16 protein-coding genes are annotated in these 24,002 nt (G+C 40.5%); 1 reads left to right on the top strand and 15 read right to left on the bottom strand.

The annotated features are described in order from the left end of the window. Positions 1–13: 13 nt before the first annotated feature. The 12 genes from CXK86_RS07320 to CXK86_RS07265 form a co-directional block, all read right to left on the bottom strand. Positions 14–757: a sugar phosphate nucleotidyltransferase gene (locus tag CXK86_RS07320; RefSeq protein ID WP_076254137.1), complete on the bottom strand. Its 744-nt coding sequence runs from the start codon at positions 755–757 to the stop codon at positions 14–16. 18 nt (positions 758–775) lie between these two features. Further along, positions 776–1,903 carry a dTDP-4-amino-4,6-dideoxygalactose transaminase gene (rffA, locus tag CXK86_RS07315; RefSeq protein WP_076254135.1) on the bottom strand — a complete coding sequence of 376 codons (1,128 nt, stop codon included), beginning with the start codon at positions 1,901–1,903 and terminating at the stop codon, positions 776–778. Between the two features lie 40 nt (positions 1,904–1,943). Further along, on the bottom strand, positions 1,944–2,273 hold the full coding sequence (locus CXK86_RS07310; RefSeq protein WP_076254133.1) for an EamA family transporter: 330 nt from the start codon (positions 2,271–2,273) through the stop codon (positions 1,944–1,946). Beyond that, positions 2,270–2,635, bottom strand: a complete 366-nt coding sequence (locus tag CXK86_RS07305; RefSeq protein WP_076254131.1) for a DMT family transporter — start codon at positions 2,633–2,635, stop codon at positions 2,270–2,272. Before CXK86_RS07305 ends, CXK86_RS07310 begins: the two co-directional genes overlap by 4 nt. Continuing rightward, positions 2,625–3,326 carry a WbqC family protein gene (locus tag CXK86_RS07300; RefSeq protein ID WP_076254130.1) on the bottom strand — a complete coding sequence of 234 codons (702 nt, stop codon included), beginning with the start codon at positions 3,324–3,326 and terminating at the stop codon, positions 2,625–2,627. Before CXK86_RS07300 ends, CXK86_RS07305 begins: the two co-directional genes overlap by 11 nt. 99 nt (positions 3,327–3,425) lie before the next feature. Next, a complete protein-coding gene (locus CXK86_RS07295) occupies positions 3,426–4,361 on the bottom strand; it encodes a glycosyltransferase family 2 protein (RefSeq protein ID WP_076254128.1) in 936 nt (311 codons plus the stop codon). A 21-nt stretch (positions 4,362–4,382) separates the two neighbouring features. Continuing rightward, complete coding sequence (locus CXK86_RS07290; RefSeq protein ID WP_076254126.1) at positions 4,383–6,149, bottom strand: fatty acid desaturase family protein; 1,767 nt, start codon at positions 6,147–6,149, stop codon at positions 4,383–4,385. Then, positions 6,142–7,518, bottom strand: a complete 1,377-nt coding sequence (locus CXK86_RS07285; RefSeq protein ID WP_076254124.1) for a mannose-1-phosphate guanylyltransferase/mannose-6-phosphate isomerase — start codon at positions 7,516–7,518, stop codon at positions 6,142–6,144. Before CXK86_RS07285 ends, CXK86_RS07290 begins: the two co-directional genes overlap by 8 nt. Positions 7,519–7,529: 11 nt before the next feature. Next, the gene (locus CXK86_RS07280) at positions 7,530–10,793 is read right to left on the bottom strand and encodes a glycosyltransferase (RefSeq protein ID WP_076254122.1); all 3,264 of its coding nucleotides are present in this window, start codon (positions 10,791–10,793) and stop codon (positions 7,530–7,532) included. A gap of 12 nt (positions 10,794–10,805) precedes the next feature. After that, positions 10,806–11,687 carry a class I SAM-dependent methyltransferase gene (locus CXK86_RS07275; protein ID WP_076254120.1) on the bottom strand — a complete coding sequence of 294 codons (882 nt, stop codon included), beginning with the start codon at positions 11,685–11,687 and terminating at the stop codon, positions 10,806–10,808. Positions 11,688–11,702: 15 nt separating this feature from the next. Continuing rightward, a complete protein-coding gene (locus tag CXK86_RS07270) occupies positions 11,703–12,986 on the bottom strand; it encodes an ABC transporter ATP-binding protein (RefSeq protein WP_076254118.1) in 1,284 nt (427 codons plus the stop codon). A 19-nt stretch (positions 12,987–13,005) separates the two neighbouring features. Then, the gene (locus tag CXK86_RS07265) at positions 13,006–13,800 is read right to left on the bottom strand and encodes an ABC transporter permease (RefSeq protein ID WP_076254116.1); all 795 of its coding nucleotides are present in this window, start codon (positions 13,798–13,800) and stop codon (positions 13,006–13,008) included. 108 nt (positions 13,801–13,908) lie between these two features. Between CXK86_RS07265 and CXK86_RS07260 the strand changes: the two genes are divergently transcribed. Continuing rightward, positions 13,909–16,374: an O-antigen ligase family protein gene (locus tag CXK86_RS07260; RefSeq protein WP_076254114.1), complete on the top strand. Its 2,466-nt coding sequence runs from the start codon at positions 13,909–13,911 to the stop codon at positions 16,372–16,374. Between the two features lie 99 nt (positions 16,375–16,473). Here CXK86_RS07260 and galU read toward each other — a convergent pair whose 3' ends face one another. From galU to CXK86_RS07245, 3 genes are all read right to left on the bottom strand, one after another. Next, positions 16,474–17,352 carry a UTP--glucose-1-phosphate uridylyltransferase GalU gene (gene galU / locus CXK86_RS07255; RefSeq protein ID WP_076254112.1) on the bottom strand — a complete coding sequence of 293 codons (879 nt, stop codon included), beginning with the start codon at positions 17,350–17,352 and terminating at the stop codon, positions 16,474–16,476. Positions 17,353–17,610: 258 nt separating this feature from the next. Then, a complete protein-coding gene (locus CXK86_RS07250) occupies positions 17,611–21,261 on the bottom strand; it encodes a DEAD/DEAH box helicase (protein WP_101313562.1) in 3,651 nt (1,216 codons plus the stop codon). 110 nt (positions 21,262–21,371) lie between these two features. Beyond that, positions 21,372–23,885 carry a U32 family peptidase gene (locus CXK86_RS07245; RefSeq protein ID WP_101313561.1) on the bottom strand — a complete coding sequence of 838 codons (2,514 nt, stop codon included), beginning with the start codon at positions 23,883–23,885 and terminating at the stop codon, positions 21,372–21,374. Between the last annotated feature and the right edge of the window lie 117 nt (positions 23,886–24,002).

Genomic DNA, 24,002 nt, shown 5'->3' with positions numbered 1-24,002 from the left:
GGTTCCCCCTGACTTAAATTTTCAGTTTACCAAACTCTTCGCTAAAAATTAGATCTTGGGCAAGTTCATTGGCTTTAGCCAGTGATGCATGCGTACCTGCATCTGTCCACCAACCTTGAAGGACATCGTATGTAAGCTGCCCTTTTTCAATATATGCATTATTAACATCTGTGATCTCCAATTCACCTCTTCCAGATGGTTTTAATGTCTTTATAATGTCAAACACATTGTGATCAAACATATATATCCCTGTTACAGCAAAATTACTTTTGGGTTTTTCGGGTTTTTCTTCGATAGATAAAATACGATCTTCCTGGATTTCAGGTACTCCAAATCGATTTGGATCATTAACCTCCTGTATGAGAATTTTAGCACCGTTAGCTTGAGCTTTAAAATTTTCAACAAAGGGTCCTATATCATCCGCAAATACATTGTCACCTAGAATGACAACCATTTTTTCACTCGCTACAAATTGTTTAGCCAGATTCAAAGCCTGAGCGATTCCTCCAGCTTCATCCTGTACTTTGTAAGTAAAAGAAACATTCATCTCGCTACCACTGCCCAGTAGATTAACTACATCTCCCATATGTTCTTTACCCGTGACGATGAGTATATCTTCTATCCCTGCCAATTTAAGTTTATAAACAGAATGAAAAATCATAGGGTATTTACCGACGGGGAGTAAGTGCTTATTGGTTACTTTAGTTAAGGGGTACAAGCGAGAACCAGTACCACCTGCAAGAATTATACCCTTCATTTTAAAAACACCCTTCTATTAATGGTAAAAATTATATATTGCTTCAATAACTTTACCAATATTATTGTCATCTATATTATAATACATTGGAAGTCTTAGGATTTTGTCGCTTTCTGAAGTTGTAAATTTATCCACTCCATGAAACCTGCCAAATTGTAAGCCACCAGCTGATGAGTGTAACGGAATGTAATGAAAAACGCTTTGAATTTCTTTACTTTTTAAAAATTGAATTAATCGTGTTCTTTCCTCCAGCGATTTACACTTGATATAAAACATATGGGCATTATGTTCACATTCAACGGGGATAAAAGGAAGTTTGATTAATTCCTCCTGTTGTAATTGCTCTAAGCCAGTGTAATATTTAGTCCAGCTCTCTTTGCGACTGTCATTAATAACGTCCGCCATTTGCAATTGAGCGTACAAAAACGCAGCATTTATTTCGCTGGGTAAATAGGAAGACCCTATATCTACCCAAGTATATTTATCTACTTGACCTCTAAAAAAAAGGGAACGGTCTGTTCCTTTTTCTCTGATTATTTCTGCTCGTTCCACGAACGATGAATCATTCACAAGTAAGGCCCCGCCTTCCCCGCAATTGTAGTTCTTGGTCTCATGAAAACTATAACAACCCAAATGCCCAATACTACCTAGGTACCTGCCCTTGTATCGACTCATAACCCCTTGTGCTGCATCTTCAATAACAAGCAGGTTATACTTCTTTGCTATCTCCATAATCGTGTCCATTTCACAAGACACTCCTGCATAATGAACGGGAACTATAGCTTTAGTTCGTGTAGTTATCGCAGCCTCGATCAATGTTTCATCAATATTCATCGTATCTGGACGAATATCGACAAACACAATGTTTGCACCCCTTAAAGCAAAAGCATTAGCTGTTGAAACAAATGTATAAGAAGGAAGAATCACTTCATCTCCTTCTTTAATATCAGCTAATATAGCCGCCATCTCCAGGGCATGGGTACAAGAAGTTGTCAACAATGTTTTAATCGTATCGAATTTAGATGCCATCCATTGGCTGCTTAATTTGGTGAACTCTCCATCCCCAGAAAACCGGCGATTTTCAACAACTCTCTGGATATACTCTTGTTCTTTACCAGTAACTCCAGGTACATTAAATAGTATCATGAGAAAAAAAGCCCCTATCGTTTAAATTCATCAAACAACCTCATAAATTAAATATAATTACCCCGGCAATAATGAAGAAACTTGCAATAATCTTTTGTTTAGTAAACCTCTCTTTTAAGAAAATATATGAAAATAGCAGAGTACCCACATAGTTAAGTGCAATGATTATAGTGAAATTTTTCAAAGCTATGAATTTCAACAAATATACCGACAACACGGTCGATATCAAGAAGAGCATATACCCCGCCACTATAGGAAGATTAATAGACACTATAGCCTTATTCTTCTTTCCTTTTACTGCACCTACCTTCAGCAAAATTTGAGCAAAGCTGTTGATTAAAATCAATAAGGCACTAACCAATAGAATCATGATTTTTCGCTCTTTATATTTAGGATAATGATGCCTGTCATAATAGTAAGCACTCCGATTATATTATTAAAAGTAACTTCTTCATGAAACAAAAAATAGCTAAAGGCAACAATAATAATATTGTTTAGTGCAGTTAATGGATATGCAAAGGACAGGTCTAGATCCTTTAATGTACGCTGCCAAAAAATGGCTTGAAAAAACAAGCAAGCTACAGACAATATATAATAACTATTTGTAAAAACCAGTAACACATGACCTTCTCCCACAGTATCTGCTGCAAACTTTGAAAAAAGGGAAGCAGTAGATTGAAAAATTATGCTTAATAAAAGGAAAAGATAGCTTTTTCTTATTTCAAATTTCATTTTCTCTCCAGCCCCAAATATAATAGGAAGCATCCGATCCAGTCTGGAATAACAAATCAAAAATCGTGACATAGTGATCAAAAGGAGGGTGAAATTGATTGTATTCTGGATAATGGTTGTAATCCTTATATACTAACTCAATCCCTTCTTCTTCAAAACGAGCATCGTCAATGTAGTCCTTGGCAGCGGGCCCTGAAACGTAAAGATCCGTTTCAGATTTGTGGAGCAGTTCCATTAATCTGTCTAATTTTTTCCCTTCACTTCTAAACTCCCTTGAATCCTTAAACGTTGTTGAAACACCTAATATATCTTTAGAAATATATCGAATTAAATATTGATTGAGCTCGGATAGACTGCTCCATTTTTGTTCCAAATAAACATGCTCAAGAAAATCTTTATACAATTTAAAATACGGCGCTTTTGAATACAACGCACTTATCGTTTTATAGTGCTTTACATTCCAATTCGAATTAGGCAACATCACTTCACAGATCAAGGAATCATTCGAATTATTCACGGGGATTGTAAGCCACTGAGCACCCGTCGTGCTTTTGACTTTATTGCGATTTCTCCAATCGTTTTTTGTATACTGAACATCGTCATAGAAGATGAATGTATCCACATCATTAATGATATCGAAATAGCCTTTCCACGGTAAATAATTCGATTGAAGCACAGCTACTTTGTTCATAATTCATCCTCACTTATTTTTATACTTAAAACATTCACGCCCACTTATCCCCATTTACACCAATCCCATATATTTGGATAAACAATCCTTTAATTCCAATCACGTTTTGCTTCCCTGTTCATATACTTTTCTAACAACAGAGACTGGCCGATCTTTAGTCTCATTGAAAATTTTGGATACATAGACCCCTACTACTCCTACGGAAAAAATAATAAGACCACTCATTAACCATATAGAAACCATAACACTAGTCCATCCACCTATCACCGATTGGAAAAACACCTTTCGGAACACTAAAAATATAGCATAGACGAACGAGAAAAAAGCAATTAAAGAACCACTTGCCATAATAAGCAGAAGAGGCCTGCTGCTAAAAGAAGTAACCCCATCCATCATGAGTGTCAACTTCCTAATTAAATTATAGGAACTTGAGCCTTTGTAAGTCTTTTTTATGGCATAAGACTTCTGTCTGTACCCTACTTTTTCAAACATCGCTGCCAAGAAAACGTTTTGATCTTTGAACTCCAATAGACTACTCACATAACGTTTAGTCATTATACGAATCGTACAAGGGTTTTTAGGGATTTTTTCATCCGAAATCGAATTAAAGAACTTATAAAACAAATCCCCAGCGATCCTTCTATAGAAGGTCCCTTCTCTTTCGCGCTGTACCCCGTAAATAACATCGTATTCTCCGTTACCCCGTAACCATTCATTATAAAACAATTCCAGATTCTCGGGTTCCTCTTCTAGGTCACAATCCAACAAAAATATCAAATCACCTCTAGCATAAGAAAGTCCACTTAAAATGGCCTTATGATGACCAAAATTTTTAGATAAATCTATTACTTTCACACAAGGATCCTGTTGTTGAATTTTTACTGCTACATCTAGTGAGTTATCCGGAGAACCATCATTTACCATGATAATTTCATGGGACAATCCAAGTTTAGTGATATTTCCTTTTATTCTTGAATAAAATTCAGGAAGATAGGCGGCGGAACGGTACATTGTAGTTACAATAGATATTTTCATTTAGGATACTCCTTTTAAACACTATCGAGGTGTTATATTTGTAACCAATACCCCGAGTTCCCTTATGTCATTATTGATTCCTGACTTTTGGGGAGTAAATGAGGAATTTAATTTAATTTTTATAGAATTGGATTCAACGTTTGGTTTAAGCGGCAACTTTATACTAAAGCTTCCTTCATCCATTGCTTGCTCTAAAGTGAGTTGTCCGTCAATAAGAATGGACATTTTCACATTATTCTGCTCAGGAGGAATATAACCAGATATGGTAGCTTCACTAAATGTAGTTATACTATCCCGTCTAACAAGGAACTCGAACTCCTTTTTAGTCCATCTTACACCATTCTCTTCCTCATACCATCCCGATTTAGGGGTTAGATATTCATTAAAGAAATTCACTTTATTATTCTCCGAAAAAATATTCAAATGATTCTTTTCTAATAACCTAAACCCATTAATTACAGCCTCTATATTAGGGTTTTGGAACAAACTCAACTCATCATTACTAGAATTACTATAGTTAAGTGCGATTTGTTGTAAGTTTTCAAAATATATCTTTCTATAGGGGGAAGTTTTCCACTCAATGATATTAGTAAATAAATAAGCAATGAACACTACCGCAACCAACATTAGATTTATGATTTTCTTTACGTTCCATCTTGATAAACTTCTATTTGTCGACATAGTAGCAGACATCCATAACAACCCAATTATTCCATATTGAGTATCAGTTGTGTATCTTGATGAGACACCATAATCTAATCCATAATTAAAGCGAGCAACTAGTATCAAAACAAATATGATGAAAGAATATACTATAAGTAAAAAAGGCACTATTGTACGTTCATAGATCTTATTTTTGAAAAAACAATAAATATAGTAAACATATGCAACAAATAAAGAAAAACCAAAAAAAATCATAAAGTTAATACTTAAATATTTTTCATATATGCTCACTCCGATTACGCTAGAAGCAATCGAGACGAAGATGAATTTAGTAGCATCTATAGGATGGCTTAATATATTTAGCGCCTTATCTAATATAGATGTATTTTGCGACACATGATTTCCATCATAAATTCCATAGAAATAAAAGGCATATAATAGGATGCAATAAAGAGTAAGCCCCCCTAAAAACAACCACTTCCTTTTGTCGTAAAGTTTATGCTCAGAAATCTGAATAACTGCAAAAGTTATAACCAAACTCAAAATCAAAGCAGGACTATATCCTGCCCCAAACACCAGAATTGCAAAAAAGATAAAAATTAATAATACAGTTAAAGATTTATTATTGTATTTTTTTAAATACTGATCAAATGAAATCATAACCATTAGAAAAAATAACATTCTTAACATTATACTCATTCCAATGCTTAGAACAATATTTTCCCACTGAATCAAGCTAAAGATAAGACATATGATTACAGAAAAAGTTATGTCTGTTCTCATCGTTCTTTCGACACTTGAACTTGTATAAATTCTATAAAAAATAAATGCTGTAATTAGCAAACACACAGCACCCAAGTATATTTCATACATGGTATTAGAATTAAAAAAGATAGCGTTCATTAGCGAAATAATGTTATACCCAAGAATCCGATGTTCCAAGTGTGCACGCCATAGATCATTGAAAGTTAGAGTTCCTGAGAAAAACTCATCTAGGATGGGTATTTGATCAAATTGATCTTGAAAAAAAATATTAGCTGAAGACTTATATGCGTATAACAAATATAAAATAAATTGTATAGATATAACTGTAAAAATTAGATAATTCCCTGTTTTTTTATTCAAAGTTAACTCGTTCTCCTTCCAACCTTATAACATCATCTTCCCCAATATACTCCCCTACTTGAACCTCAATTAAATGTAAATCGATCTTCCCTGGATTCTCGACCGTATGCTCATCGCCCATATGAATGAAGGTAGATTCATTTCTTCGAAGCAGGGACTGTTCCCCATTCACTGTAATTAAAGCAGTCCCGCTTACAACAATCCAATGCTCATTACGGTGGAAATGTTTTTGGACGCTAAGCTTTTCCCCTGGCTTCACCACCACTTTTTTAATCTTATAGTTCGGTGAAATGTCTAACTCCGTATGATTTCCCCACGGTCTGTATGCAGTAACATGATTATCGCAAAGATTAGATTTTCTCCGTTTCAGTTCAGTAACGATTTCTTTTACTTTTTGAGAAGACCCTTGTTTGGATATCATTAATGCATCAGGCGTATCTACAATCATAAGATCTTCCACATCGATGGTTGCAATCATCCTGTCATTTGACAGGATAAGATTACGTGAAGAATTAACACTAATATAATGATCAGCCAAAGAATTGCCTACCTCATCTTTGGGCAGTTGTTCATATAAAGCTTCGAAGCTGCCAAGATCAGACCAGCCAATGTCGGAAGAGACGACTTTTACGTTGGTACTGTATTCCATAACCGCATAATCGACACTGTTAGAAGGTATGGCCTCCATCTCTTCTTTGAGTATACGAATGGTGTCGTAATGGACTCTTGCATTGTTAAAAGCCAAGAGCGTTCTATCATAAATCTCATTGGCTGAGGCCTCTAATTCCTTGAGGAATACCCCTGCTTTGAATAGAAACATTCCGCTATTCCAATAAAAGTTTCCTGATTCCAAATACCTTTCAGCAGTTAATAGATCTGGTTTTTCTTTAAAGGAAACTACATCCTGACCATCCGCTTCTATGTATCCGTAACCTGTTTCAGGATAATTCGGGTTGATCCCAAAGGTTACCATGTATCCTTCAAGAGCCAGTCCTTTGGCTGTTTCAAGACAACGATTATATTCTTGCTGATTTTGAACTACATGATCAGATGGTGTAATCAATACTAATTCATCTTCCTCTGCAGCAAAACAAGCCAAAGCTATAGCCGGCGCGGTATTCCGGCCGACTGGCTCCAGGATAAATTTATCTGCTTTCATCTCTAACTCATTAAGATGATCTAATGCCAAGAAATACTGTTCTTCGTTAGATACAATATATGTTTGATCACAAAGGGAGGCATTTCTCTCCGCGGTCATTTGAAATAAAGAGCGGTCTCCTATCATTTTATTAAATTGTTTAGGATACAAAGTTCGAGACAGCGGCCATAACCGCGTACCATTCCCTCCGCATAACACAACATTTATCATATTCGTATCTCCTAGTCTTTAAAATCGAGAGCAAGGATCTTACTAGCAGCCTCTCGCGTGAAATATTTTTCTATATATTGGACTGATGCTTGGAAATGGGCATTCCACATCGTTTCGTCTTGATACAATTGAATGACGGAATGAGCAAACTGCTGCGCATCATTGGCTATTGTCATTACTATCTCAGACTCTTCCAATCCTTCTGAACCGATTGATGTTGTAATAACAGGCACTTGATAATAAATCGCTTCGACTACTTTTCCTTTAACGCCCGCTCCATAACGTAGAGGCACAATGACAAGCTTGGACTGATTATAATATCTCTCTAGTTCTTCATCGGATACAAACCCAGTAACGATTACATCCTCAGCGGATCTTGCTTTTAAATCATCAGGAGGATTGGAACCCACAATATAAAGCTTTACATTTGGAATATACCTTTTGATGCTATCGAAAATTTCATCCAAAAACCATACGATTCCGTCATAATTCGGAGCATGGTTAAAACCGCCAACAAATAGCAAATCTTTTCTAGCATCAAAGCCCTCAATCTTTTTAGCGTAATTATAAGAATGTTCATACGGAAATAACGGAATATTTCTTACTGGTTTATTCGGGAACTCATTTTGAAGCAGTGATTGTTCATATGAACCTACTACATGAATAACATCAGCATCATTAAATAGGGAAAACTCTGTTTTCTTCCACTCTTCTGAGGATTTCATAAGATTTGTATTTCCCGTTAATTCATAATTTCTCATTTCTCTAAGAAAATGAAGATCGTGGCCGAAATAGATGATTTTCGCTGAAGTGAATTTCTTAAACGTCTCCATGTATTTTATAGAAATATGTGGACGATTAAGATAAACATAATCAATATAGGCTCCATTATTTTTAATCCATTTGTTTATATTTTTCGCATAATAGTCTCCGTATAAGACTTCTATTCCAAGTTCTTGTAAGTTCGAGGTGTAAGGCTCATGTTTAAAGAAATTATCGCCTATGAAAATCACATGGAAACCCATCGAAACAAATAACTGTAAATAGAAATACGTCGCTCTACTACCTGCATCTTTGTCATAATGCGGCACATAGTGATCCACGACTACAATGGTTTTTCTATTCCTACTTCGATCCTTGGCCCAAAAAATATGTTCAGCATTAGGAAATTGATCTCTGAGTAATTCTTCCTTCCATTTATCCATGAACTTCTCTTTATTAGTAACTTGATAACTTTTAATGCCATTACTCGTATCTGTTCCATGCGAAATACCCTCAAAATGCACGATAACAGACTTAGGTTGCAATAACACTTTATAGCCTAGGCGCCTAACCTCAAATGCAAAATCTGTATCCTCAAAATAAGCTGGTACATATCTTTCATCGAATCCTCCGAGCTCCTGCCATATCGTGTGTCTAATCAAAATAGCAGCTCCGGAAATATAGTCCGCTTCTTTCACATAGTTGTATTCTGGTTTCTCAGGATCATCCAAACGGCCGTAATTCCAACCGCTTGCATCATTCCAAATAATTCCGCCAGCTTCCTGTAATCTCCCATCTGGATACACAAGTTTAGACCCTACCATACCAATCGAAGGTTCGGGCTCAATAAGTTCTACCAGAGAACTCAGCCAATTTGCTTGGACGTTAGTATCATTATTTAGAAAAAACACATATTTTCCACGAGCTGACTTGGCAGCATTATTACAGTTAAGCAGGAACCCTCTATTTACCCCATCTCTAACTATAGTAATATTTTTCACTATTTTCTCAATATCAATTGTCTCATCAGTGGACATGTCATCTGCTATAATCACTTCGTATGTTAGATCCGGTGTGTTTTCCAGTATAGAAGCGAGGCAAGAATACGTATACTTCCATTGATTGTAAACAGGTATAATAATAGATACCAAAGGTTTCTCAAAATGGTTGAACTCTAACTCATCGTAGTTTGTTACAGTATATAGTTGCAGTTCCGTTTGTTGGTTATTGTCATCATGACGATCAACATAGGAGTCAATTCTACTCATAAGTTGGGAAGGTTTTTCAGAATTCAAATAATATTTTATTTTTTTAAAATTTGTTTTATTTAGCTTTGAAAGCATTAATCTTGGGTTCTTCAAAGTTTTTGAAGCAAGTTTTAATAATACCTTTCTCTTTGAATTTTGTGGCACCACCCTGTCTCTCACAGAGTAATATTTACTTAAAATACGCCAGCCACGAGAGGAATAAACATTCTCTAATTTCCGTTCACTTTCGAGTAGTTGATTGATGTGGCCATCCTTATTTTTTATTTCTTGTTTAAAATCCATTATTTCCTTTTCTTTTGCTACAAGTTGAACCTCAGATTCTCCCCTTTGTTTGGTAAGCTCGTTTATTGTGTTGTCTTTTGAGGATATTTCTGAGTGTAGCGAAGAAACTTGTTGATAAACATCCTTCTGAATTTGATTAAGTTTTACATTTAATAGCTGTAGTTCTTCATCTTTTTTATTAATCTCGAATTGGACAGAAAGGACATCTTCTAGAGTGCTTGTGTCTTTTAGTACTCTTTGAGCATTTTGATATTCTCTACCTTCTCCAAAGACATAGCGTTGGAACCCTTCTTCCATTTGCTCAAAGATCTGAATATAATCCAAATTTATTCCAAAAAAGAGAAGGAACTCTTCCTTTTTTGCAAGGTGACTCAGATAGTCTGCGTACTTAGCATAAAATTCATTTATACTTCTATACAGAATAAAATCTACAGGTACCAACATTTCGAATACCCATTCATAATCTATTACAGTAAATTGTCCTTTATCAAGAGTTACATTTTCAAAAGTTAAGTCCAAGTTGGATATCCTTTGACACATCACATTAGAAAACGGAGGTTCGAGTCCAAACACTTCTTTAAACGTTGTTCCGGATTCAAAACTTTCATTATAAACAAGCGGTTGTTGAAGCACCATCAACTTGTATTGGTTCAAATAAGAAAATATCTTGTTTTTGTTACCATCTATTATTTCCTCAAACAATAAGGAATCAAGACTAGGAGAATTAATATACTCAAAGGTAATAACATTTTCTTCCAAATGCGATTCTGCTATTTTTATATCATTCATTATTAATCTTAATTTGATATAATTATCGTGAATACTGCTTATATGGGAATAAGCCTCTTTGGTCAGAGCTTTTTTTTGTGCGAATATCCCCCCCACCTTATCAATATACACAATAGTAGATGTCTGGTATTGGGGCAGCCGTTCCCTATTGAATTTAGAATATATAACTTTCATGAAACAATCCCCTCATTCTTTCGAAAATATCAGAAACGAGTTAGAGAAAAAAGGAAACATCTCATTCTGAATTATATTATCAAAGGTAATTTTTTCGTTAAATAAAAGTAACCTATCACGGTCGAAGTTCGGTGTAATTTTAAGATCACCTGGCTTTGGTAAATAGCTGTCAGAGAACACTTGAGATGGCAACTTATAATCCGGCATTGGGTAATAAAAATCATTATTAAAAAATCCAGCCTTTTTCAATAACTCTTCAATCTCTTTTTTACTGAACGTCCTAACTTCATCATTTCCCACATAATGCTCAATACCATCAAACCATTGCCCGGTATGATCCTCAGTAGCTCCAGCCCAATACTTCAGTCCATATTTATTTTCAATCGCAATAATAAGAGTCCCATTAGGACTAAGCATTGATTTTGCCTTTTTCAAAAAATCAAAATATGGGGAGGACCCCTCCCCATATTTTCCAGAATACTCTAACACTCCGATGAGTGTAATATAATCAAATTTCCTATCAAAAGGTATATCTTCAAAATTACCAACAATTACTTCTATATTTTCACGGTCCTCATATCTGTTCGCAAGAATTTCTGCTCTTTTTTTTGAAAGTTCAATAGCAGTTACTTTATTTACCTTTTCACTTAAAAGTCCAGTAATTGCTCCACATCCCGCTCCGATTTCCAGTAAAGACGCTCTTTCATTAAATGGATACCATTCAAGAAGGTTGGATCTAATTGGAGATAGATGGTATAGAATAGGCCAACTGGAATTTTCTTTAAGAACATTATGAAAGGACTTATGATTTTTAGTTATATGAAGCAGTTTATCTTCTACTTCTCCATCACTATAAAGATCTTTCCCATTATAGTAATCTAGGTTGAGTTTCAACGTTAACTCTCCTTTCTATAATCGGTCTAGTTGTATTTTAGTATTTAAGTCCGCTATTCCAACGATAGATTTCAATAAAACAACTCTAAAAAAAATAACATCATATAGTCGGTGATAAACTACCAGTTCATCATTTTCATATCCCGTACAACCGAACGATAATGTATAAGTACCACCTTGTAAATTCAGTTGATGCGAGAAAGAAACCACTACCTCATCACCCGAATTGTAATCACCTGTAAATTCTCCATTATACCACGTGTTTGTTCCAGCAATCTCCATACCTTTAATGTCCTTGATAACGAAGGCAAAAATAGGATTCGATACACTAGAGTTAAAACGAACTCTAATTCTAAATGTTGTAATTTCATCACTTTGAAAAGAATTATTCAATGTATTTAACTGATCAAACATGCCAAAATCAATAATTTCAGCTTTTTTATCACCATAGTCTATAAAATCAGGATGTATGTCCATTTCAAGTTTCCAGTTCGTACTTATCTCTTTTCTCTCTTCATTCATTTGAACCTCAGGTTGAGAAGTAGTGGTAGTTGAAGTGAAATTTTTGGTAAGAATCCTTTTGTAAATATCAACCATTTCTTTAGGAGAACCTTGATCTATAAGCTGGCCCTCATCAAGTAGGATCGCGGTGTTACAGTATCGAATCACGCTATCTAGTGAATGAGATACAAATAAAATGGTTTTCCCTTTTTCCTTAAACTCGTCAAATTTCCTGTAACATTTAGCCTGGAAGTGAATATCTCCTACAGATAGAGCCTCATCAACAATTAATATATCTGGGTCGACATTAATGGCAACAGCGAAAGCCAGTCGAGCAAACATTCCACTAGAGTAGGACTTGACAGGCTGCTTAATAAACTCGCCTATATCCGCAAAATTTAAAATATCCTCTATTTTCTCATCTACTTGCTCTTTAGAATAGCCCATTATGGTTCCATTTAAATATATATTCTCTAAGCCGGTATATTCAGGATTAAAACCTGCTCCCAGTTCTAACAACGCTGATATTTTCCCATTAACTGCAACTTTCCCACTAGAAGGCGTAAGGACTCCTGTTATAATCTTAAGCAGTGTCGATTTACCAGAACCATTCTTACCTATAATAGCAAGTGCATCTCCCTTTTTGAGTTCAAATGACACTTGATTCAACGCATTGAAATCTCGATGATAATCTTTTTTAAAAGGATTCAAGCCCTCTTTTAAACGATCAATAGGATTCTCATATATTTTATATGTCTTAGTTACGCCCTCAACTTTAATAGCAACATCTGAATTCATGCTTTTATTTTCTCCCTTATCAAAGTACGTCTGCAAAATGCGGACGAAGTTTTTTAAACATGGTTCTTCCCACTACTAATATAACTATAGTACATAACCAGAAGTAGACTGTTAGTTTTGGATGCTCCCAGAACCATGACTTATAAATAAAGGTATCTCTGTAACCCTGAATAATATAGAAGGCAGGGTTTATTTTCAAAAGAAAAGCATATTTCTGAGGAATAATATCCAGTGAATAGAATATAGGAGTTAACCAAAATCCAAACTGTAGAACTGTAGATACGATTTGTCCCATATCTTTAAAAAAGATTATCAAAGATGATGTAATCCAAGAAATCCCCAACACTAATACTGAAATACAAAAAACATAATATAACACCTGGACATTATAAACATTCGGGAAGTAACCATAGATACTAAACATTAAAAAAATAACTGCAACAAAGAACAGATGAACCCATAAGGCAGAATAAATCTTTACAATCGGTAAGAGACTCACTTTGAAAACGACCTTTTTCACCAAATAACTATTATCTGTAATAGATGTAGTCGCTCCTTGAATAGAATCTGAAATAAAAAACCACGGAATCATAGCTGAAATTAGCCATAATATAAATGGGAAATCATCAATCGGTGTTGATTTGAATCCAACTTGAAAAACAAACCAAAAAATAATGATTTGAATCATAGGTTGGATAAAGGCCCACAGTATTCCTAAAAAAGATCCGACATATCTTGTTTTAAAATCTTTCTTTGTAAGTTCAGCAACAAATCTATATTTTGTAATAAACTCATCATTCCATCTAGATAACATTCACACATGAACCTCATTTCTATAAATTTAACAGCCTTTAGAAAGTAGCGGTGTTTACATACCTATGCTAAAATAATGTCGTATCTACAAGCAAAGGAGACTTCAATCTTGTCGAATCCAGTATACGGGAAAACGAAGAAGACGTCGAACAAAGCCACGCTTGGTTCGTCTCCACTTCTAAAAAGGTCATTAACCATAGGACTGATCATATTTTTACTCTGGTCCGCTTTTCAAGTTGCGCTATTCAATGGGCAATTGCTGCAATTTGAAGCTCCCATTTATTGGGCGGTTGCAATCACTACCCTCCTATTTATCATCTGGGTAGCCATTTACTTCAAACAAATCAAGTTAGAAACACAGCAAGATTGGCTCAAAGTGGCCGTGCTATTGATTCCACTTACCTATGTACTATCCCTCATCAGTGCTGCATCGGAATATTTGGCAATCAATATGATCCTCATCCAGTGCATTTATGCGATAATTTTTGTGATGACGATGTACCTGCTTCAAAACAACAAAATCAATCATATCATACAATCTTCTTTAATAGGAATTGCATATGTTATTGTGGGTTTTGGTTTGTTAAACTGGCTAGGAGCCTTCAGTTTCGCCGGCAAGCTGGTGGGGTGGTTTTCTGCAGGAGTTATTAACGGTGTATACAACCAAGCGATCTGGAATGATTCAAACGGACCACGACTTGCATCAGTGTTTCAGTATCCTAATACATACGCCGCATTCCTAATGGCATTTTTATTTATCACCATTTTTAGTATGATCCGTTCCAAAAAAGTGTACACGCAGTTTCTACATAGTTTTATGCTTGTACCTATTATTTTGTCGCTACTGTTGACACTTTCCCGGACTGGGCTTGTCATGCTTCCGATTGTGTTCGTTATACTGTTATTATTGTTAAAACCCGCTAAACAAATTCTATGGTTTATCTATAGCGGAGTAGCCGCAATCGGCACACTGGTTGTATTGAATCCAATAAATACAGCAGGACTTGAATTGCAACTACAATTTTCCGGCTCACTCGCAGCCAAGGGTTGGATTTATCTGTTAGCAGCATCCATCATTGTGGCAATAGTAAGTTGGGTTATCCAGCGTTGGATCGCACCACAACTAGAGCATGGCATTCAATCCTGGTCAGCTCGAAAAGGCTCCAGTTTATGGATTCCACTAGGATCTGTTATTCTCACAGTTGTTGTTTCCGTGCTTCTGCTCGGTACGAGTGTGCGAAATATTTTACCTGATAGCATCAGCACACGGCTTGAAAATATCAATTTCCAACAGCACAGTGTGCTGGAGCGGATTACATTTTATAAAGATGCTACAAAGTTATTTGCAGACTACCCAGTCATTGGTGCGGGCGGTGGCGCTTGGACCGCCTTGTATGAGAAGTACCAGAACAATCCTTATATTAGCGCCCAGGCTCACAACTTCTTCATGCAATATCTGGTTGAGGTCGGGATCATAGGCTTTGTTGTTTTTATGGCATTTATTCTCTTTGTATTCTATCAATATGTGCGTGCTTATTTAAAACGGAGTGAGGAAGAACGCGAATCGCATTTTGTGTACTTCATTCTATCGATGTCCATTCTGGTATTGAGCCTTCTCGATTTCAATATGAGTTATGTCTTTATTGGAATCTTGGTATTCCTTGGACTCGGCGGTATGGCTGCTGCCATGGACCCCAAGCCGATGCGTCGATTGAAGATGAGCGACTCCACCGCACGCGGAATCTACAGTTCGATTTCGGGAGTAGCTGTAATCGTTCTGCTCATTATGTCTATTCGTTTCCTGCAAGCGAATCAATATGCCTACGAGGCTAAGGAGGTAGCTCAAACGAGCCAAGACTTCCAGATGATCAAAGCTCCACTGGAAAAAGATCTTTCGATTCGAAGCACACATTCAGACTCCTTGCTGATGCTGGCTTCCCTGTATCAACAAGGCTATGAGCAAACAAAAGATGATCAGTTCTATACAGCCTCAGCACAGTTGCTCCAGCGTGGTCTTGAAGCAGAGCCCTTTAATAAAGGTATGGTTAAGCAACTCATAAGTTTAGACGAATTGAAGGGTGAGTTTGACCAAGCGTATGCACTCCAAAAAGAATATGCGGCCAATTATGTCTGGGATATGGCTTGGTACGAAACACTGATAAGCCGTTCATTCGATCTTGGTTATCAAGCACTTGGACAAGGCGATGCAGCTAAGAAGGAATCTTATTTCACTTCAGGTCTGGAAGCCTATCAGCATGTTGTTGATGGAGTAGAACATCTACAGACCCTCCCTGAAGGACAACTTCAAGGACAGCCGTTCGAGCTGACTCCAACAATGATTCTGAACGCGGGGAAAATAAAATACATGTTAAACGATTCTGCTGGAGCAGCTACTATCCTTAAGGGTGGGATTGCAGAGGATCTGACCGATGCTACCAACCGTGAAATTGCTCGTTGGTACCTTGCCGCTCTAACGAAGGATGGGCAACAAGATCAAGCTATATATGATAAGCTTATCGCTGTCGCACCTAACGAAGCAGACGAGATTAAACAGATAGCAGAACTGAATTTCTAATAACAAAATGCACTAGTGGTCCTCTATAATTCCACACAAAAAAGGTTCGCCTTCATCAAAGGGCAAACCTTTTTTGTGATCTAATTCATTAGGGATGTGTTAGTTCGACGCCACTATCTTCTTTAAATACGCCAACAAATCCTCCCTCAGATCCGGGCGTTGCATTGCGTAGTGAATCGATGTCTCAATAAAGCCCAACTTTTCACCAACATCATGACGTAACCCATCAAAATGATAAGCAAGAATTTGTCGCTGTTCATTCAATCGGGACAAGGCATCCGTGAGCTGGATTTCTCCCCCGACACCAGCAGATTGTTGACCTAGTATCTCAAAGATATCCGGTGTAAGAATATAACGTCCCATAATAGCAAGGTTCGAAGGGGAATCTTCGGTCTTTGGTTTCTCAATTAAGCGGCGGGCCCGAAAAACACGATCATCGGTAGGAGTCAGCAATTCTCCGTCTACAATCCCGTAGCGGGATACCTCGCTCCAATCAACAGGCTGTACACCAACAATCGGAGATTGCAGTTCATCGTAGACATCGATCATCTGCTTCAGGCAGGGATGTTCCGCTTCCACAATATCATCCCCTAACAGGACGGCAAAAGGCTCGTTGCCGATAAACTTGCGGGCACACCAAATGGCGTGACCAAGTCCCTTCGGTTCCTTTTGACGGATATAATGAATATCTGCCATCTCGGAGGGTTTGCGTACTTCGTTAAGCAAGTCCCACTTCTGTTTGTCCGCCAGATTCTGCTCCAGCTCAAAAGAATAATCGAAGTGATCTTCAATGGCCCGTTTCCCTTTACCTGTCACAATAATGATATCTTCAATGCCTGAAGCTACGGCTTCTTCAATAATGTACTGAATCGTTGGCTTGTCCACGATGGGCAGCATTTCCTTAGGCATCGCCTTGGTGGCAGGCAGAAACCGGGTACCCAGCCCTGCGGCTGGAATAATCGCTTTGCGAATACGCACACGAACCCACTCCTTTTGCTAGATAAGTTGAACTAAAAATTATTTACACTGACACTACGATGACAGAACAACCTTCCAATCGCTGTTATCCCCAGATTTTTTAATTCACTTTTACAAAGGTGAAAATCTGGTGATAAAGGCGAACACTCCGCTTCTCCAGCTTTTTTCTGTCCTCTACGTTTCTCATGTAAATGATTAGTCCATCTTGTATAGATTCATATATTTAATGATTCTTATTGCTAGGATGCTTGGACTCCATTATACCATCAACAATTCGCGGATATCCTGTTCGGATAAGGTCGTCGATCCCCCGTCTCCCGGTTCGATTACTTCGGCAATCAAGTCCTTCTTGCGCTGCTGGAGTTCCAAAATCTTCTCTTCGATCGTACCCTCGGTAACCAAGCGGATGACTTGCACCACTTGTTTCTGTCCCATGCGATGGGCACGGCCAATTGCCTGTTCTTCCACGGCAGGATTCCACCACAGATCATATAATATAACGGTATCTGCCCCTGTTAAGTTTAATCCGGTACCTCCAGCTTTCAGGGAGATTAAGAACAGTTCAGCTTCGCCCTCATTAAATCTGTGACACATCTCGACCCGGCTCTGAGCAGGGGTCTGACCATCGAGGTAAAATAGGTTTCTTCCCTGTGCCGCAAGGGTCTGACGAATCAGGTTCAACATGCTCGCAAATTGGGAAAAGATGAGGATTCGTTTGCCTGCAGCCAAACAATCCTCGACCGTTTCAAGCAACTGTTCCATTTTCCCGGAATCGCCTTGATAGCCTTCCACAAAGAGGGCCGGGTGACAACACAACTGACGCAAGCGCGTGATGCCAGCCAGAATTTTGATACGATTCTTCTGGAATCCGTTATCCTCCATGTCCTTCGATGCTTCATCCTGAAGCTGGGAAAGGTATGCGGCATACAATTTCTTCTGTTCAACCGTAAGCTCTGACCGCTGTACCGTTTCAATTCGATCAGGCAATTCTTCCAACACATCCTTCTTCAGGCGGCGCAGAATAAACGGACGCACCATCCGCGAGATCCGTTCCGGAGGAAGGTCGCGGAATCTTCTGTAACTTGGAAACAACCCAGGGAATACCGCTTCAAAAATGGACCACAATTCATCCAGTGAGTTCTCTACAGGCGTTCCTGTGAGTGCAAAACGACGCGGGGCTTGAATTTGTTTCACTGCCTGCGCGGTCTGGGAAGAAGCATTTTTGATTGCCTGAGCTTCATCCAAAATGAGCGTATGGAAGGTTCGGCCGAGATAGGTGTCCAAATCCCGTCGCAACAGAGGATACGACGTCACAATTACATCTGCCTCATCCATGCCTGAAAGCATATTGGCTCGCTCTTCTTTCTGACCGGCTGCGATCAGGACTTTCAGATGCGGGGCAAACCGTGCAAACTCATTAGCCCAGTTATAGGTTAGCGAGGCAGGCGCCACGACAAGTACCGGGGGATGAATGACCCTCGTTCGAATTGTCAGTCCATCCTGCTGCATCGTAGACCATAGGCCATCTGTATTCTCTGAATCCATCTTATCCAATGGGAGCCCAGTTTCGGGATCGATGTTGGAAGTCGCCAACGTTTCACCGCCCCGTAATGATCCGCTCTCCCGGTATTTATCAACGCCCGTATTGTCCATATTGTAGTCGGGCTTCTCCTGAAGAACCGCTGTGATATAGGCGATACTTTGCAACGTTTTGCCAAGTCCCATATCATCCGCCAGAATGCCGCCAAAACGATAATAAGCGAGGGTACGCAGCCACTGGTATCCACTGTTCTGATAATCCCGCAGGATGGGGGTCAGTGATCCCGGCAATGTAAAATCCATCCGTTCGGGATCTCGGAGATCATCGAGGAAACGTTTCAGAGAGCCTCCCCACTTCACATGACCGGAAACTTCGTCCCTGCCTGGCAATTGTAACGCCCGAACAGCCGGCAGCCGGATATGGCTGCTCTTGATGTCATCTGCTCCCAGCCCAAGTGAATCGGCCATGTGAGCGAAGCTATCTGCACCTTCATTTTCAAGCGAAAGAAAGACACCGCTCTTGAGACGGAAATACGGTTTCTTTTCCACAATGCGACGCATGAGTTCCTGAAGCTCCTGCTCGTCCACACCTTCCATCTCAAATGAAATCTCCAGCCAGTCCAATCCTCTTCCCAAATCTGCCCGTACTTTCGGCGGTGTTGGATAGGATTGCACCATCGCCTTCACGGCGTTTGGCATATAGATATCTACCTGTTTCTCAAGCTCAGGCAACAGATGATACATTACATCATATATTGCATCTTCCCGTTCGCTCGCCCAAACACTACCATCCCTTTCGAGAAAGGATCGATCAAGCCGTTCAATCAGATTCCGCTCTTTGTATCGATCACGCACCAAAATAACCTTTTTCTCTTCTTCATCTATCAAATACTCGGCAAGCGGATTAATAACCATGACCTCATAGTCGAATTCCAGACGCGCTGTAATACGTTCACGATAGAAGTCGATGTACAGCTTCGGTGAAAGTTCCGGTTCCGCGATCTGTTCACGCACCTGCGAATCAATGGACAGATGTCCGAGCGTACGCAGTTCTGGCACGACATGCTGTACGAATTCATCCACCTGCTGAGTCGAAATATCGATGCTTTCCTTGATTCCATACGACGTGAGTGCCCCACTCAAGTCCTCCAGACTTCGCATCTGCATCGGCTCCAACATGTGCAACTGTCCTTCCACCACGGCGGCATCATAAGCAGGAAGAAGAATCAGCTCACGCAGTCCCGAAATTTCAAGCTGATATCCTTCATTCGCTCCCTGGGCGATCCGGTAAAATAAAGGAAGTACGCCCTCACCCAGTGTGAGTGGTCCATTGGCAAATCCCGTGCCCTCCATCCGGCTGTCAGCCTGTAGCAGCAATTCCAGCAATGGCTTCCATACGAGAGGAGCAATCAATATATCCCGTCCGTCCGAAGCTCCCAGATAACCGGAGATGGATTGGCGATAGGCCTCCTCACTCTGTCTCATTCGAATAAGCATCGAGAGAATGGCCTGATCCTGCGGAGTGAAAACATGCATCAATGGATCATAGTGGAACAGCTTGGTGAATGACATTGGCTCGCCCTTCTCGATACAGTTCAGGAATTGCTTCACTTTCTGCACCACATACAGACGTTTGTTACCCACTTTCAATTCAAGAGCAAGTTTCCCACCACCCTTGTGAACCTGTGTCAGCTTACATATAAACTGAACCTGCAATTCTTCCCGCAGGGAGGAACGGCTGACAGGGGCAGTGTATTTACGATCATTTCCATGCAGCGGTCTCCGATCCTTGGCAAACATGGACAGAATCTGATCCGCCGTACGGTAAGAAGGTTTATCTGCCGAGCGGCCCCAACCCGAAGCTGAGCTTGGACGACCTGCTTGGGCAAAGTGAACAGGTGGACGCTCTGGAGCATCATTCCGTTGCTCACGTTGTGAAGCAGACTGTGGTCGCTCCCACATGCTCTCTTCCACCAAAGTCCCAACCCTGGACTTGGAACCTGAGCTGGAACTGGTATTGGCTCCTTGGCCTGTAGCAGGTTGAGGAGGCTTCCCAGAAGCAATCAAGGCATTACGCTCCTGCTGCTCACCCCATTCGTGAATAGCCAACAGGACAGCAGCGACATGTTTGCAATAGTCATAATGCCTGCCGTCACCCGGACAACTGCAGCCTGCCACAATCTCACCTGATCCATCTATATCCACCGTCACCTGATAGCGCTCCGATCCACGTACCTGTGCTTCAAAATGAAGCTGATCCTCACTAACCACCAGATTAGTCACCCTGCCAGATTGGTTATAATCTTCTCCGCGCTTGAATGCCGTGACCCCGCACAGCAATTTGATATCCATAATTGTGAATGGCGCCACGCTTCTTCGCCTCCTGTGTCATGATGTAAAAAAACCCCAAGAGCTCCGTAAAGCAGAGATTGGGGTTGCTTCATGCTTGATTGTAAATGTTGATGTAAAATACAATCTGTTTATTTCACCAATTGACCACGTGTAACGCCCAGTTGGTTCGTTGCTTTGAGTGTTTTCCAAACTTGTGTACCACTGATCTCGCCGCGCAGTGCGCGGTTGTATAGATCGATAACTTCGCGTACCTGCTCCGGTGTCTCTTCCAGGAACTCCACACGGTAACGGGATACACCCAGATCCATAAAGTTGGTCAGATACTCGGCACCTGACTGTTCCACTGCATTGTATACCGTATTACGGCAACCTTCATCCACACGTACCGGGTGGGACATACCGATCCGGTCTTGCAGTGATGCACGCTGTTCCTCACAAGGACGGCCACAGTTCGTAAAGTCCGTTCCTTCACTCATGAACGTACAATACACACAGTGCTCGGTGTGGAACATCGGCAGATGCTGGTGGATAACCACTTCGGTTTGACTTGTACGAGAGTGGCCCAGCAAATCAACCATTTGTTGAATGTTCAGGTCATAGGATGGCGTGATCCAGTCACATCCTGCTTCCAGGAACAATTCAACTGCTTTGTGATTGGCGATGTTCAATGAGAAGTCGCCGATCAATTCCGGGTGCTTCGCATCCGGGTTCTCCATCCGGTGACGCAGGTAGAAGTACAGTGCGCCTGTATTACGTACCAATACCGCATCCGGCTTCAGACGCAAGATGTTGTTATGATATCCGTTCTCCCCAGGCATGTGAATACGCGGTGTTGCCAGCGCGATCTTGCGACCAGCGGCATGCACAGCTTCCACGGCTGCCGGGAACTGTTTGATAAACTCGAAGTCGGCATAGATCATGCCGATTCCCGCTTCAATCGCTGCCTCCACTTGTGGCAGGCTACGACAGAGCGCGGTCAGCTCTGCTTGACCGCGAGCGACTGGCGATGCCGGTTTAACCGAATCGCCGTACACATCTACCGCCCGTTTCACGTAGACGGGTGGTTTAGGACGCTCGCCCGCGAGTTGTTCTACCGCCTGACGGCGGATGTTATTCAACTCGCGCATTGGGATGATGACGTCACCGTGCAGATTGATGTCCATTCCTTCCAGTTGGAACACTGTGCCTCCCAGACGACCGAACTGCTCTTCGAGCAATTCATGTGTCATTGGACGCTTCTGGGCGATGTCCAGTTCCATCTCGGAATCAATCCGGACGGTCGTGCCTTTCTGCACATCTGTCCACCATGTGCTAAGCGGCTGCCCCGGGCTGCCGATGACCTTCACCTTCACCGGGAATACACGGTACGGCTTCTCGGTCTCGAAGCTTTGACGCAGACGTTTGTCCAGCGCCGGGTCATTCGTTTTCCACACTTTGTCGCCAACTTTCACGCGACGCAGATCTACGTCACTGCGACCTGGCACAACGTCAACGATCCAGCCCTCTTCGGCTTCGCCTTCGAGTTTTACGCCTTTGCGACGTACATCGTATACACGTCCGCCCTCTTCCTTCTGAGTCGGGTCTCCGGCGTCAAATACGATCCCATCTCCACGTTTCACGGGTGCATCCAGCTTCAGGACCACACCATCGCGCAACACTTGATCCACACGACCGAGGTAGACACCACGGCTTTTCGGGAACGTTCCATCCACCAGTTCTTTGTTGTTTGTCCCGCTGAGGAAACCATGCGTGAATCCACGGGAGAAGCTTTGCTGCAATTCGCGAACTTCTTCCTTGCTTGGCGGTGTGTTATCTCCATCAAAATAACGGTCAATCGCTTTGCGGTATTTGCTTACTACGTTTGCTACGTATTCTGGCGTTTTGAGACGTCCTTCAATTTTGAAAGAAGTTACTCCTGCTTCGATCAGTTCCGGCATCAGATCAATCGCTGCCAGATCCTTCGGAGACAACAGATAAGCTACATCACCCATCGGTTTGTGCACCCCATCCACCATCAGATCGTATGGAAGACGACAAGCTTGTGCGCACTCTCCGCGGTTCGCCGAACGTCCTCCCCACATTTCGGAAGTGAGACATTGACCCGAGTAGGATACACACAGCGCACCGTGCACAAATACTTCCATTGGAAGTTTCGCCTGCTCACCGATCTTCTGGATCTGCTTCAGGTTGTTCTCCCGTCCCAGAACGACACGTTCCATATCAAACGGCTTCGTAAACTCGACCGCTTCCGGGGACGTAATCGTCATCTGTGTAGAACCGTGAATCGGGAAATCCGGCGAGATTTCGCGGATCATCTTCACCAAACCCAAATCCTGAACAATTACAGCGTCCACACCTGCATCGACACAAGCGTCAATCAGTTCTTTGGCATCCGTCAATTCATTTTCAAAAATCAATATATTAAAGGTCAAAAAACCTTTTACGCCATAACTGTGCAAAAACGCCATTATCTCCGGCAGCTCGTCCATGCGGAAATTGTTCGCCCGTGCCCGTGCATTAAACTTTTCGACTCCGAAGAAAATTGCATCTGCGCCATTGGCTACCGCCGAACGCATACAATCCCAGTCACCAGCCGGTGCCAGAAGTTCAACGTCTTCTCTTCGTATTGTTGCTGTTTTCATGTAGATCCTCCCCATAACCGGCTATCCGCCGGATTTCATCCCTATATCCTTAAACGCTTGAACATACCAAGCCTAAGACTGCACCTTATCGGGTACACCTGCATTGTCACGGTATTA

This window comes from Paenibacillus sp. BGI2013 (assembly GCF_002843485.1).
GTDB lineage: Bacteria > Bacillota > Bacilli > Paenibacillales > Paenibacillaceae > Paenibacillus > Paenibacillus amylolyticus.
This window is presented reverse-complemented; position numbering and strand designations above follow the sequence as displayed.